At 45.4% G+C, this 14,552-nt stretch carries 9 protein-coding genes and 1 pseudogene; 6 read left to right on the top strand and 4 right to left on the bottom strand.

The window, feature by feature from the left end; all coding sequences use genetic code 11:
• Window positions 1-465: 465 nt before the first annotated feature.
• The 3 genes and pseudogenes from V5G28_RS27515 to V5G28_RS27505 all read left to right on the top strand — a co-directional run bounded on the left by V5G28_RS27515 (window position 466) and on the right by V5G28_RS27505 (window position 4,964).
• Window positions 466-1,434, top strand: a pseudogene (locus V5G28_RS27515) (DUF1822 family protein).
• Window positions 1,435-1,518: 84 nt separating this feature from the next.
• Window positions 1,519-3,870, top strand: coding sequence for a CHASE2 domain-containing protein (locus V5G28_RS27510; RefSeq protein ID WP_332996477.1), 2,352 nt, complete (start codon window positions 1,519-1,521; stop codon window positions 3,868-3,870).
• A 269-nt stretch (window positions 3,871-4,139) separates the two neighbouring features.
• Window positions 4,140-4,964, top strand: coding sequence for a DUF928 domain-containing protein (locus V5G28_RS27505; RefSeq protein WP_332996475.1), 825 nt, complete (start codon window positions 4,140-4,142; stop codon window positions 4,962-4,964).
• A gap of 9 nt (window positions 4,965-4,973) precedes the next feature.
• Here the strand turns inward: V5G28_RS27505 and V5G28_RS27500 are convergent, their stop codons facing one another.
• The gene (locus tag V5G28_RS27500) at window positions 4,974-7,754 is read right to left on the bottom strand and encodes an AMP-binding protein (protein WP_332996473.1); all 2,781 of its coding nucleotides are present in this window, start codon (window positions 7,752-7,754) and stop codon (window positions 4,974-4,976) included.
• 1,044 nt (window positions 7,755-8,798) lie between these two features.
• On the opposite strand from V5G28_RS27500, the gene V5G28_RS27495 reads away from it, so the two are divergent.
• Entirely contained in the window at window positions 8,799-9,944 is a 1,146-nt protein-coding gene (locus tag V5G28_RS27495; protein ID WP_332996472.1) for a SpoIID/LytB domain-containing protein, read from the top strand.
• Window positions 9,945-10,013: 69 nt separating this feature from the next.
• Here the strand turns inward: V5G28_RS27495 and V5G28_RS27490 are convergent, their stop codons facing one another.
• Entirely contained in the window at window positions 10,014-11,300 is a 1,287-nt protein-coding gene (locus V5G28_RS27490) for a hypothetical protein (RefSeq protein WP_332996471.1), read from the bottom strand.
• A 308-nt stretch (window positions 11,301-11,608) separates the two neighbouring features.
• Here V5G28_RS27490 and V5G28_RS27485 point away from each other — a divergent pair, with 308 nt between their 5' ends.
• Window positions 11,609-12,088 (top strand): hypothetical protein, encoded by a 480-nt coding sequence (locus V5G28_RS27485; protein WP_332996469.1) that lies wholly within the window; start codon window positions 11,609-11,611, stop codon window positions 12,086-12,088.
• Window positions 12,089-12,430: 342 nt separating this feature from the next.
• Window positions 12,431-13,054, top strand: coding sequence for a superoxide dismutase family protein (locus tag V5G28_RS27480; protein ID WP_332996467.1), 624 nt, complete (start codon window positions 12,431-12,433; stop codon window positions 13,052-13,054).
• A 172-nt stretch (window positions 13,055-13,226) separates the two neighbouring features.
• On the opposite strand, the gene V5G28_RS27475 is transcribed toward V5G28_RS27480, so the two are convergent.
• Window positions 13,227-14,144, bottom strand: coding sequence for a histone deacetylase family protein (locus tag V5G28_RS27475; RefSeq protein ID WP_332996464.1), 918 nt, complete (start codon window positions 14,142-14,144; stop codon window positions 13,227-13,229).
• A 48-nt stretch (window positions 14,145-14,192) separates the two neighbouring features.
• Window positions 14,193-14,411 carry a hypothetical protein gene (locus V5G28_RS27470; protein WP_332996462.1) on the bottom strand — a complete coding sequence of 73 codons (219 nt, stop codon included), beginning with the start codon at window positions 14,409-14,411 and terminating at the stop codon, window positions 14,193-14,195.
• Between the last annotated feature and the right edge of the window lie 141 nt (window positions 14,412-14,552).

Here is a 14,552-nt window from a genome sequence, read left to right as displayed (position 1 = left end):
TCCTTAGTACATGATTCCATAAGTTCATAGCGAAAACTTGAACAAAGACTCTGTGTACCTTTGTCTTCGAAAGAGCCCCTAGGTCGGAAAACCCCTTCGGGTATCTCCTATGCCTGCGGCACGCCAAGGGCGAACGGAGACGCTACGCGTATGCCTAGCGGCACGCTTTGCGCTTACGCCAGTTGCCTGCCGTCGGGAAACCCTCCTGCAGCACTGGTCTCACCTCCTGCAGAACTTTTCGCTGCGTTTACCGAGAGCTACCTGGTGCGTTTAAAAACGTTACGAATTAATGAAATGCTGTACTTAGGCAGTTATATTATCCAAAATTCTTTGGCAACAGTTTCTTAGTGATTAGTTTTTTTAACTAATCACTAATGAATCATAATTAATTAATATTGCATAAATTTCATGGCTCCGAGCGATAAATATCTAAGAAGAATAATTCAACACCGGGGACGGAAAACTATGACGCGCACCACCTATGAGCTAGAGGATTTTGCCTTAACGTTGCCTATTACCCAGGCAGCTCGCACAACTGCGCAGCAGTTTGCTTCAAACCAGCTTACTCCTAGAAAAAGCTGAACAAGTCCGGCTGAATACGCTCTGCGTGTGGGTGGTGAATGACTACTTGGAGATTATGTCTATTCCCACTAACCTAACAGCTAGTGACAGTTGGAACCCAGTTATACGTTTGTGTGCCAATATAGCAGACTTGGAGTTGCCAGGAGTGGTCGTCTAGAGTGTCGCCCCGTGAATCTTTCTCAACAGGTGTGTTACATTCCTCCAGAAACCTGGGAAGAAAGAGTTGGTTATGTCGTTGTCCAAGTGGATGAATCGCTTCAGCAAGCAAAGCTTTTGGGGTTTGTTCGCAGTATGGCAACTGAAGAACTACCTTTGAGTCAACTGCAACCCTTGGAAGATTTAATCGACCACCTTGGGGAACTCAAACAGACCCCAGTCAGGACTTTAGTGAATTTGAGCCAGTGGTTTACTGGTATCTTGGATAGCGGGTGGCAGAGTGTTCAATCGATATGGAACCAGCCACAATTTAGACCAGCTTATGCTTTTCGCAGTGGTGATACTGTTGAGCAAAACGCTGCCAACCAAAATGATGTATTCACCAGACGGGCAAAGTTGATTGATTTGGGAATCCAAATTGCCAACCAACCGGTCATGCTTATTGTAGAAATTAGACCAGAAGTTGACCAACAAACTAGCATTCGCCTGCAGTTGCACCCGACGGGTAATCAAATTTACTTAATACCTGGAGTACAGCTAACGGTGCTGGATGAGTCTGGAGCAGTTTTTCTGGAAACTCAAGCTAGAAGTGCTGATAATTATTTACAGTTACAGTTTAGAGGTGAAAGCGCAGAGCGATTTAGCGTTAAGGTGACACTCAATAATGCAAGTGTCACAGAACATTTCGTAATTTAGTCATTGGTCATGAGTCATTGCACAGTAGTCAAAAGAATTGAAAAACAACTGACAAATGACAAAGAACAATAATTATGGGCAAGTATGAGCAAGTTAGTGGTTTTAAAATTTGCAGATGGTAGCTTTGAGCAGGGGTTTCCCGTTACGCTACAGATTGGTGAAGAAGGTGAGCGTCCCTCAACTGAAATCACCGGGAAGTTACCTGCTGCGGTAGAAATGCCACTGTACTATAGCCACTGGCAGTCTAGCTATCGAAGGCTGAGCAATCGTTACCGCTTGTCTGCTGACCAGATGCAGGTAACAAATGTATCCATTACCCAAGACTGCGATAACATTGCCCATATTTTGCGATCGCGCTTCAATACTTGGCTGCTAACGGAAGAGTTTCGCCCGATTCGGGAGAAATGGCTGGAAAAATTGTTACCTACGGACGAAATACGGGTAATTTTGCAAACAGAAGATAGTCAATTGCAGCGGTTGCCCTGGCATCTCTGGGACTTGCTAGAACGCTATTATAAAGCGGAATTTGCCTTAGCATCGCCAACATACGAACAAATTTCTTTGAGAAAAACACGTAACGAGCAGGTAAATATTTTAGCAATTTTCGGCAATAGTCAGGAGATTGACACTGAGGCTGACCGTGCTTTGCTACAACACTTACCCAATGCAGATCTTCGCTTTCTGGTAGAACCCCAGCGCAAGGAATTAACTGACCATCTGTGGGGGAAAAGCTGGGATATTCTTTTCTTCGCTGGACACAGCTCGAGTCAGGGGAAAGATGGAACTGGGCGCATATACCTGAATCAAACTGATAGCCTCACCATTAGCGAATTAAGGTACGCTCTTAGAAAAGCCGTGGAACGTGGGTTACAATTGGCAATTTTCAACTCCTGCGATGGATTAGGACTGGCGCGAGATCTGGCTGATTTACAAATCCCGCAGATGATCGTCATGCGCGAACCCGTTCCAGACTTAGTCGCACAGGAATTCTTGAAGTCTTTTTTAGAAGGGTTTGCTGGTGGTGAGTCCTTTTACCAAGCAGTGCGGGATTCTCGGGAACGGTTGCAAGGTCTTGAGGATAAGTTTCCCTGTGCGACTTGGTTACCAGTGATTTGCCAAAATCTCACACAACTCCCTCCTTCTTGGGTGGAGATTACAGGTAAGGTTGAACTGCAACCGCCAAAACTTACGCCACCTCAAAGCGCGCCTCCACCCAAAATTGCTGTAGCATTGTTGTCCTCGGTGGTGATGACCGCCTTAATTTGCGGGCTGAGGTTTTTCGGGCTACTGCAAAGCAGTGAACTCCAAGCTTTTGACCAGATGATGCGCTTACGTCCCTTCATCCTCCATGAAATACCTGATCCACGTCTGCTACTGGTGGCGATTGATGATGAAGATATTGATGCTCAGCGGCGAAACGGTGAGGATGTGAATGGCAAATCTCTCTCAGACAAATCCCTCAATAAACTTTTGGAGAAACTCCAGCAGTACAAACCCCAAGCAATTGGTTTGGATCTCTATCGAGATTTTAAAGCTGAACTCCCAGATTTAACCACTCGTCTCAACCAGACAGAAAACTTGATTGGAGTTTGCAAAAATAGCGACGCCGCAATACCTGTTAAGGGTATTGCGCCGCCACCGGAAATCCCACAAGAACGCTTGGGATTTAGCGACTTCATTCATGATCCTGATGGCGTGGTGCGGCGACATCTGCTGTTTATGAACCAGGAACCTGTCTCTTGGTGTCGTGCTACTTATGCGTTCTCAGCCCAGCTGGCATTTCGTTATTTGCTTGCTGCTAAAGGAATTCAACCAAAGCTAACTTCTCAAGGAGATTTACAGCTTGGCAATACTATCTTTCCTCGTCTGAGCTCTCGTACTGGCGGATATCAAGGAATTGATGCCAATGGTGGTCAAATTTTGCTGAACTATCGTTCCTCAAACAAGATTGCCGAAGAGGTGACGCTGACACAAATCTTATCAAATCAGGTTAATTCTAGCGCCATCAAAGACCGAATTGTCCTGATTGGTGTTGTAGCTAAAGGAGAGCCTGGTGACTATTGGGCGACACCATATGAATATCAGTTTGATAAGCAAATGCCAGGAGTTTTTGTACAAGCGCACATGGTCAGTCAACTCCTTAGTGCTGTCCTAGATAAACGTCCGTTGTTGCGAGTTTGGTCATTGTGGAGTGAGGTCATCTGGATTTGGGGTTGGTCTGTGGTAGGAGGAGTTCTTGCTTGGCGGCTGCGTTTGCTCCCCAGATTGACAATCTTAGTCATTGTCTCCTCTGGAGTTCTCTACGTACTCTGCTTTGGTCTACTTATCCACGGATATTGGGTGCCGTTTGTACCTTCAGCTTTAGCACTAGTGGGAACGTTTTGTGTCGTTTTTTTTGAAACTTCAAATTCAAAATTGGTCCTACTCCAAAAATAAAGCAGAGGGTTCCCGTAATTATGAAAAATAATTGCGGCTTTCTTAACCCTAAAAATGATTACCAATAATTCTTTCTGTTGGAGACGCACTCGCGTTAGCGAACGCGAGTGCGTGTGCATGATTGCACTCAGCTCCTCCCGAATGAGGCACACAATCCAAAATCCAGATACCATAATCTAGAATCCAAAATGGTATAAGGTTGTGCATTTTATTTTGTCTCCGTCCCTAGTTAACAATTAATAGTCAACAGTTAAAAGCGATTTCTAAAAATGATTTCATATCCAATGAAACTGGTTTTAGCAGTGACTCTTGTCGGCTGCTTCAGTTTGCTGGGTAGCACAACGTCGGTTATGGCTGAGTCTGCTCAACAAACAGCAACTGAACGCTCCAATTCCTTATCACAGTCAAAACCGTTAGCAACGACTTCTCGTAAAGTGCCTTTGCGCCTTGTCCTACCTCCACTTCCGCCAGGACAACCTCCAGGAGGTCGTCGTTATGGGGGAGCAAGAAGGGGTGCGTGTCCAGTTGGTAACCCTGCACTTACTGCTTTAGTCCCTTTAACAGAGCAACCAACCTCGATAATGAATGTCTGGGGATTGACTACAGTAGAACACCCGACTTTTTGGTTCTACACACCCTACGCCAAAGGTTCTAGCTACCCCGCTGATTTTGTGCTGCTTGATGAGGAATCAAATCCGATCTACCGCCAGGATATTGTCCTACCGAGTGAACCCGGAGTGATCAGCGTTTCTTTACCTACTACTGCTCCCAAACTGAATCTAGGCAAACAATACCGCTGGTTCTTTAATATTTACTGCGAGAACCAAAAGCAACAAGCCCCTATTTATGTTGAAGGAGTCATACAACGAGTCAACTTGAAGCCGGCGATCGCCCAGCAACTCCAATACGCACAGCCAAGACAGCAAGTTGCTATCTATGCCAGCAATGGAATATGGTATGAGGCATTAACGACACTAGCACAACTGCGTCAGAACAGTCCCCAAGATGCAACTCTTCAGCAAGAGTGGCAGGATTTGCTTATCTTTGTCGGCTTGAATGACATTGCTGCAAAACCGCTTCTGCTGAAGAATTAACCCAAGCGGCTAACGCAAATTCACAAGACTTTTTTGGCGTACCACCTCGTCAATACAAGCTTTTAATTTTTCAGCCAGAACTGGTGATGCCATTATGGATAGATGATTACCAGGAACCTCATAAATTTCCAATCCTCCTGTAGCCATACCATCCCAGCCTAATTGGAGGTCACGGTAAACACCTGGGAGGGGCTGAGTGGCTCGGAACAAGATTGCGCGACCAGGGTAGACTTGCGGCACATACGCTCTTGTGTCTTTGCTGTTAGCTCGTTCAAACTTTTGCTGCTCCTGGGATAACTTATTTAAAGTATCCAGATACAAGCCACCAGTAAATAAAAGAGTGTAGTGACCACAAGAAGAATTTCTGAATATGAAGATGATTAAAAAGTTGAGCCATTTTTCCAGATAACTAACATTACTAGAGTTCTTTTTGTAGACATCAATTCGGTACTGAACAGGGTCTTGCCTGTTGAGTTCGTTGAGCTTTTGCTTCTCATCAAGAACCTGGTTGACATTCTCTTTAATTGCTTGTTGTTTGAACTGAGTTAGAATTTTTCTGGGTAAGTTTCTTAGCCTTGGTAGATAATCAAACACTGCCCAATTGAATACTGATAAAAATCTTGGTATTGGTGGCAGCAGTTTGGGATATTCTGGACCGAAGCTATCAAATAAGGCTAGTAGAGCCACCTTCTGACCTTGGGCAACGAAGCGCTGAGCGATTTCCCAGGATAGAACTCCTCCCGCAGATAAGCCTGCCAGAAAATAAGGACCATCAGATTGGATAGTACGTATTTGGGCGATGTAGTGGTCTGCCATGTCCTCAATTCTGGTACTGGAAATTCCTGTGTCTTGCAAACCATAAACTGGTTGATCATCACCCAGAGACATTGCCAAATCTCGATATATAAGAACACTGCTGCCCAATGGAGCTATGCAGAAAAGAGGCGGTTTTGAACCATTTGGCTGAATTGCTACCAGGGAGGACGAGGGTGCTAACGATTCTTCCTGACGGATAATATCGGCTAGTTCCTCAATAGTTGCTGCCAGCAAAAGGGTATCCAAGGGCAAATTTTTGCCGAAAGTCTTCTCAATTTGCGCGAACAATTGTACAGCTTTCAAAGAGTCACCGCCCAAAGCAAAGAAATTGTCGTAAAGCCCTACCCGCTCAACGCCAAGCACCTCAGTCCATATTTCTGCCAGCACTTTCTCTACCTCAGTGCTAGGTTCGACGAAAGATATCCTCAGTTTGGTAGCCAATTTCTCGGCTAAACCAACGCGCTGTAGTTTGCCTGTGGGGCTTTTGGGAATTTCGTCAACAAACACTACCTGAGCAGGTACTTTAAAATCAGCAAGTCTGGTTGCTGCAAATTCACGAATTTCCCTTTGAGTGATGGTGGCTTTTTCCTGCAGCACAATGGCTGCTCCCACATCCTCACCCAAGGTAGGATGGGGTAGTGCAAAGGTGAGTGCTTGTGTCACTTCTGGATAATCTAGCAGCACTTCATCAACTTCACGAGGGGAAATTTTTTCACCTCCCCGATTGATGATTTCTTTCAAGCGACCTGTAATGAAAAGATAGCGATCGCTATCGAAATAGCCTTCGTCACCTGTCCTGAACCAGCCATTGTAAATGGCGTTTTGATTCGCTGCTGGATTATTTTCGTACTCACACATCACATTGCCACCCCGAACGACAATCTCTCCGATTTCACCAGGTGAGAGTAAGTGACCAGCTTCATTCATGATGCCGATTTCTACCCCTGCGGCAATTCCTACTGAACCTGGTTTGCGTTGGCGTGGCGGTAAAGGATTGATTGATGTTATGCTGCCAGTCTCTGTCATCCCGTAACCTTCTAGCACTGGAGCCCTAAATAACTCCTCTAAGGCTTTCATGACCTTGACTGGTAAGGCAGCACCTCCAGAACGGATAAAGCGCAGTGGTGAACAGTGAGCAAGGCTTGTGTGGTTGTCTGCGGCTGCAGCCAAAACTGCTTGATGGATGGTTGGGACTGCTGTGTACCACGTTGGTTGCATTGCTTGCAGCCAAACAAAGAATTTAGAGGCGTCAAATCCAGAAGTGCAAGCAACACTGGCTCCCGCACTTAGGGAGGAAAGGATTGCCGTAATTAACCCTTGAACGTGAAACAGGGGCATGACATTCAGACAGCGATCGCTCTGCCGTAGTTGCAATGCTCTTCTAATGTTGTTAGCTGCGTTACATAAATTAGCCTGCGTTAGTGGCACTATTTTGGGTCGTGAAGTGGTTCCCGATGTATGCAGAACCAAAGCAACATCCTCTGGTTGAGCAAAAGCGTTGCTGACTGCGGGCAACTTGGAATCACCCACAAGCTGAAAAATTCCAGCCTCTGCCTCCAATGGCTCTAGCTCAATAATGGGCATATGACGAGCCTTTGCCACTGCTCTGGCGGGTGAATCGACTCCCGATTGCACAATCAGCGCTTTAGCATTTAAATCGTCGAGGTAAAACTCAAACTCAGGCGCAAGATAGGCTGGGTTTAGGGGGACACTTGTGGCACACGCAGACACCGCCAAAAATGCTACCGCCATTTCTGGACCATTGGGTAGCACAATTGCAATGCGCTCGCCTCGACCCAAACCCATTGAATTCAAAGTTTTGACCGTATATTGGATGTGGGTATATAGGCGACTATAGGTGAGTGGAAGACGATCTTGTGCTGCGATCGCTATTGAGTGAGGATTTTGTTCGGCTTGTTCACAAAGCAACTGACCAATTGTCAAAACCTGTAAAATTCTGCTTGTAGGCTGCATCTCAGTTTTCTATGTATATACAAGGACAAACAGACTAAATGGCTGCTATCTAAATTTTTTTCAGACAGCCAAGGTCGATGCTTCCTAATTAAAGACCGAGGCGAAATTTTCCTACTTCAAAAAATCTCTTGAGTAATTACACGCAAAAATGATTTTCGTGTCATTTTATCGCCCTTCTCAGTAGCGGAGACGCTACGCGTATAGCCCTTCGGGCATGGCTGAGTCCCAAAGGGACACGCTGCGCGAACGCTAAGGCTGAGCCTGCGCTTTGCGCTTACGCTAACGCGTTACATATAAAGGCAGTCAGAATGATCGCAAAGCGAGTTGCGTAAAGTAGTGCAGCGTAGACGCATGCCTCCTGTGGGCAAGATAAATCGATATCGCCACACGCGACACGTTCGCGATATGTGTGCTTTGCTCTCAGCGGCTTCCCGTAGATTGTAGAGGAGGCTTGCTAAAAGCTTGAAGGGTAGACTACACTTAAAGATTTCGACGAGCGATAGCGTACGTGTAAGCGGTGACAATGACAAGCAAGTACTAGTTGGTCTCACTTGTTCAACGACAAGCGTTATGTAACTCGTTAAACATTATAACGTTATGTAACTCGTTAAACATTATAACGTTATGTAACTCGTTAAACATTATAACGTTATGTAACTCGTTAAACATTATAACGTTAGGGATTTCCAAGAAATAAATTATCCATCTTGTGGGGGACCCAGCGCGAATGACGGCTTTCCCGATCTAGGCGACTGGCGTTGGGCAGGAAAGCCCGCCCTGAATACAAAGGACGCGTGGGGACACCCATCCCACAAGAAAATTTGGGATATTTTTTTATTTGGAAGTCCCTTATGTAAGTCGTTAAACATTATAACATTATGTAGGTCGTTAAACATTATAACGTTATGTAGAGCGTTAAATCATTAAAGTGTTGCTAGGTTGTGGGAGTTCATCTATCATTTGATGGAGTTGAAATGCTATGTTACGGGAAACTACTACAAAAGCGAGCGTCAAGCGTACACAAGTGTAACTATAATTGTCAGCATGAAGTTCCAACTGTTCCTAGCATCTTTATTTTCCCATATCAAAGGACGCCATTGGTGGCTTGGTATCGTTATCTGGATCGCTCTGGTTGCCCCAGCTCAAGCATCTGTCATCCTGCGCGTGGCGATTGAAAGAGACGTCAAACAGGTAAAAGTCGGCAGTTCTACAACTGCAGTTGTCAAGGATAGCAGCGGTCGTACTCTGGGACAGTTGCCAGGAATGAGTGCTTATTATGCCCAAGCAGTTCCTGGTGGAGTTGCTTTGGATAAGTGGCAATCTAATCTATTTTGGGTTGAGCCAACAGGTCAGGGATTCGTTTATATAGGCGATCGCTGGTATCGGGGCAGAACTCTTGTTGTTCCGTCAGAAAAAGGCTTATCTGTCGTTAACTGGGTTGATTTGGAAGAATATCTCTACAGCGTCATCGGTGGCGAAATGGACTCCAGGTGGCCCTTAGAAGCCTTAAAAGCTCAAGCGATCGCCGCCCGTACATATGCTCTTTACGAACGCGAAAAACAACGCAATAATCCCATTTACGATTTGGGTGATACACCCGATCGTTGGCAAATTTACAAAGGCGTCAGCAGTGAATCTCGTCCCACCTTAGCCGCAGTTGATGCTACAGCCGGGAAAGTACTTACTTATAGAAATAGGGTTATTCTTTCTGTCTTCCACGCCTGTTCTGGCGGACACACTGAAAACTCAGAAGATGTTTGGGGAAGTCGCGAACCATACCTGCGTGCTGTTCCAGACTTTGACCAAAATATCAGCGAATGCAACTGGATCAGAACTTTTTCCCCTACGGAAATCAGCGCCCAAATTCCGCAAATCGGCAATGTGAAGCAAATGATTCCTGAGAGTACATCACCTTTCGGAAGCGTCACATCTCTGAAAATTGTCGGCGATAAAGGCGAGAAAGTCCTGAGGGGCGAGGATGTGCGTACAGCTCTAAAGCTAAAAAGCACCCGCTTTAACGTCAGCAACGGGAATGGAGGCTTTACACTCAGAGGACTTGGCTATGGTCATGCTTTGGGCATGAGCCAGTGGGGAGCCTACAATCTAGCAAAGCGGGGATACAATCACCTACAAATTTTGAATTACTATTACAAAGGTGTCGCTTTAGCGCCTATTCAGGTTAAGAAATAGCCCAAGAGGATGAGGAAGTTATTTCTTTGCTCTTCCTCATCACTCTCCCGGACTCACTCCCTCATCTTCCTACTCTCCACTCCCTCGCTGCAGGCGTTTTTGCCATTCAGCGTCAATTTGTTCAGAACGTTCTACTTCCTGTTCTAACAAGTCAGTTTCGGTAGAGTAGACCAAATCTTCATCACCAAGGACTTTTTCTGCGGCAAACTGCTGAGCATAAGCTATTTTTTGCTGTAAAACAGAGTCTGCGCTTGCTAGTTGTCTAGCCCGGGATAGGCGTGAGCGGTTGCGTTCAGCAATTTTGCTATTGCGCCACTGGATCCAAAAATACCGTATTAACGGGACAACTAAAAAACCTGTTCCGTAAGCCAATAATAGCCAATAAATGCCATGTACAAAAGCGACGAGTCCACCTACTTGGGCGGCGATCGTACCATCCCTCAATAAACTTAAGAGCACTAATGCGCCGACAAAATTTGCAATACCCAACCCCGCACTCAGCAGAATTTGTCCTGAAGTTGCCGCACTAAAGCGCCACGAAAATTCCTCCAAATAAGCTGATAGAGGCTGACGGTATTTTTTGGTAGCACTCACCTGCAACTCTGGGAAGTAATAAACAATCTGCCCATCAGGACTCACCTTGGGTTGCCCGTTAAAGCGAGTGAGAACGGGCAGCATATAATCTTCGTACTCTTTTGCAGAACCTTCTCCAATATTATCTAGATATGGTGCAATTTGTTCGGCGACTACGGCACCTTGATTGTTACGAATTACCGTAGCAATTTCTTGCCAACGGCGTTCTTGTAACTTGGTATTGGGGTTGCCATCGCCAAACAAAAACGAAAAGACAGCTTCAAAGAAATTCAGATTGCTTTTCTCCCGCCGTCTTTCTCTCTGACGGGTGTCATAATCTGGGCTAAAATACCAGAATAAATCTGGGAAATAGAAAAAGCCACCACTAAAATTGCCACCCCTATCGTTGCTATCGCGGTCTGAGTTGGCAGCAGTGATGATTAAGATAATGGTGATAGTTATCAGGGCGATGGAAACAATTAAGAAAATTCCAAAGGAAATCCTAATTAGGTAAAACAGAATGCCCCAAAGCTTTTTCCACCATTCCTGCAACCGTAATTGCAAATACTTATTACGTAAAATTGCTCGAAAGTTTTTTGGAAATAAGTAAACAATATCACCCGTATCAGAAACTTGTAAATGTCCGCCAGCTTCAGTTGCAAGAGTTAATAACCCTTGATTTGCCAGCGCGACATTTAATCCTACCTGAGTTGCCACGTCTCCAACAGTGACGCGGTAACCTAATTGTTCCACAGCTTGCATGATGGTGGGATTGGGAGCCATCGCTCTTCCCTCGCAGCGAAAAATACTCTTACTTCTTCCAGTATAAAGTTTGATTTTTCAGAACTTGGAAAGATGCGACCAGAAGTATTCACTCCCTTCCCGCCAGAAGATTACTTATTAGAAAACCGCTCCTTAGACGCAAGAGCGAGCCAGCGCTGCAGTCCTTGTTTCCCGAACTCACAGCGACTGCGTAAGTCCAGTAACAAACGGTTATTCTTGCATTGTTCATCATTTGGTGGTTTTACAGGTTGATTTCGCGTTAAGATTATTACCCTGGCTTGGTTTACTAGCAAATTTTCTGCTTAATTATGGTTCAGTACACTCTTGCTCAAAGCCCAGAAATCATCCTCTCTGTTCCTGGTAAAGATTCAGCCAAAGCCCGTGAAAAAGCAATGGATCAGTTGATGAAACTGATGGATGAAGGTCAGTTACCTACGGAACTGGAAGATGGATTTGGTCCTCAACAACTTATTGAAGTCAAAGAAACGTCAAGCGAGACTGCTAGCGATGAGGACGCCATTACACAGGCTGTCCAGATTTTGAGCAACCTAGCCACCCTCAAGTTGAAAGTGCAGGAGTCACGCACTGAAGCGATGGAAGTTCGCAAGGCGGTTGACGTTTTATTTTCAGATAAATCTGTGACTGAGGAGGAAATTACTCGCCTGAAGGAAGGTTTTAAAGTTCTCAAAAATTATGCCCAAGCTAATTTGCGTTATCAAGAAGCAAGAGCAAAAGCAGAACAGGCTCGACAGGTGCTAGATCAGGCTTTGAAATCTCCTGAAAAATAGCTTGATCATTTGACCGAGGTTAATCGCGGATCGCTTCCCGGTGCATACATCTGTGTGCTTAAGGTGTGGTCAAAGCCTGTTGGTGGAATGGACAAGGGAGACAAGGAAGACAGGGAAGTCTTTTTGTGCTAGCCAACTACTTATGACTACACCTGTGTGCTTATGTACAGACGATGATTATCACCAAGCCTGTCCCTAACTTGTGCTTGGTTAAATATTGAGCGTAGCACAAGACAAAGAACAAAGTTTGCCCTCAGCTAAGATGTATTAGCTAGTAAAATTTAAAACAGGTGTGTTCATTTTCAATACGTAAATTCTACAATATTATTACCGCAGGCAGTCATGGTCATCAAGTTTTCGCAGTTCAAATCTTTGTTTTTCTTCGGAATAACCTTTTGCATAGTGCTGGTTTGCGGGCTCGCATTCGGGCAAGTCAGCTTGGCGCAGAGCTCGCTTGGAGCAAGAGTCGATCTGGTAGGTGCAGACATTACTGGCACCTTAATTCTGACGCAGCAAGAGAATGGGTTGGTGAGGATTCGAGGTACGATTCAAGGCAACCCGGCAACACTGACTCCCGGTTTGCACGGACTCCACATTCATAGCGTGGGTGTGTGCGAACCCGATGCCCAACCTCCTTTTAGCACTAGTGGTGGGCATTTTGACCCTGGTCCTTTTGGTTCGGAAGTTCCCGTAGAGGCAAACCATCCGTACCATCTAGGTGACTTGCCAAACCTGGTGGTGGATGAGCAGGGATACGCAACGTACAATGTGTTGACGAGTCGAGTCACCCTAAGTGAAAGCCCCATCACCTTGTTTGACAACAATGGTAGTGCAATCATCATTCACCAGTTAACCGATCAACAAAAAGCTGGCGGAACCGCAGCAGAAGCAGGCGGGGGACGAATAGCCTGTGGGGTTGTGACTCGCGACGATCGCTCTACGCAATCACAGAATAGGTCATCGTAAAGGGGACTGGGGATTGGGGATTAGGGATTGGGATTCATAAGGTACGGCATCGAGAAATAGATAATTTTGAATTAATTAATTGAGGGTACAAGCTCTCAACGCGGGGTTATGGGGTCTTTAATGGGTGAATTTTGAATTGATAATTTTGAATTTGAGCAAAGCGAGTGACTCCTTAGACAATACAGCGCTCAATTGTTGCTAAAACAGATTTGGCAAGTGCGTCAAAATCGTAACCCCCTTCCAAGCCAAACAAAATTTTACGAGTTATTCCTAGACAATAATCTGTGAATAAACCATAATCTTGCGGTTGCAAATTTATACTAGCTAAGGGGTCATCAGCGTTGGCGTCGTAACCTGCACTTATAATCAGTAAATCAGGTTGAAAGTTAGATAGAAAAGGCACAACCTTCTTTTCAAAAACTGGTTGGTATATTCCGATATCGCTGCCAGGAGGAAAAGGCAAATTTAGCACATTGTTATGAAAGCCTCGCTCTGTATAATGTCCAGTACCTGGATAGCAGGGGTACTGATGCAAAGAACAGTAGGCGATTTGTGGGTGATTTTCTACGATCGCCTGCGTACCATTTCCGTGATGCACGTCCCAGTCAAGAATGGCGACACGGTGAATTCCTGGTTGTTGCAAAGCATAAAGAGCAGCGATCGCCGCATTAGAAAATAAGCAAAAACCCATTCCTGCATCACTTTCGGCGTGATGTCCTGGTGGACGCGCCAGCACAAATGCTGGTTTACCAGTTCCTAGCACAGTATCAACTCCATCCAACCAAGCACTCACCGCCAACAAAGCAACATCATAACTGCGCCGGGAAATAGGGGTATCTCCATCCAAAGAACCGCCGCCAGCAAGAGCAATTTCTTGGACTTTTTTGATGTAGCGCTGCGTGTGTGCTTGTGACAACACAGACATGAGAGGTCGCTTTTCGGGTGGAGTGGGTAAGCGCCATTCAATGTGTTGTGCAAACTTAGCACCTTTTAGGGCGGTGGCGATCGCCGTTAGCCGTTCTGGTTTCTCTGGATGAAAAGACCCAGTTTTATGATCCAGAAACTCTTCGGAATAAATGACGCTTAACATAGGGCGAGTAAATTGGGCAGCAAGATACTGATTGAAATTGTATCCTTACTACTCTTTAGTGAAACCAATCATTTCATCGGTTGGTTCATCCAGCATTTCCGGTACTACTGCTTGGTTCCCCCTAAGTTCATCTGGTGATAAACCAAGCAATACATCATCCATTTTTGGCGGATGCTTAATTTTGTCAAGCATCTCCGGGCTTAATTGCGATTCATCGCTTGGTGGATTTGTCTTTTCGGCTTGATTAGGAGTTGTTTCGCTAGACATGATTGTTTACCCAACCTTACACGCCTCAGCTTAAACTCTCCTGTTGCGTTGCCCACACTATCTTGGGGCTTAAATTGAGGATGCTCCCTGATGGGAGCAGTTCTTGAGATGAGGAAGATGAAAGTAAGCATAAAAATTGTA

This window comes from Scytonema sp. PRP1, assembly GCF_036697665.2.
Classification (GTDB): domain Bacteria; phylum Cyanobacteriota; class Cyanobacteriia; order Cyanobacteriales; family Nostocaceae; genus Kalymmatonema; species Kalymmatonema gypsitolerans.
Note: the sequence above shows the minus strand (reverse complement) of the source record. Positions and strands in the feature narration are given on the sequence as shown.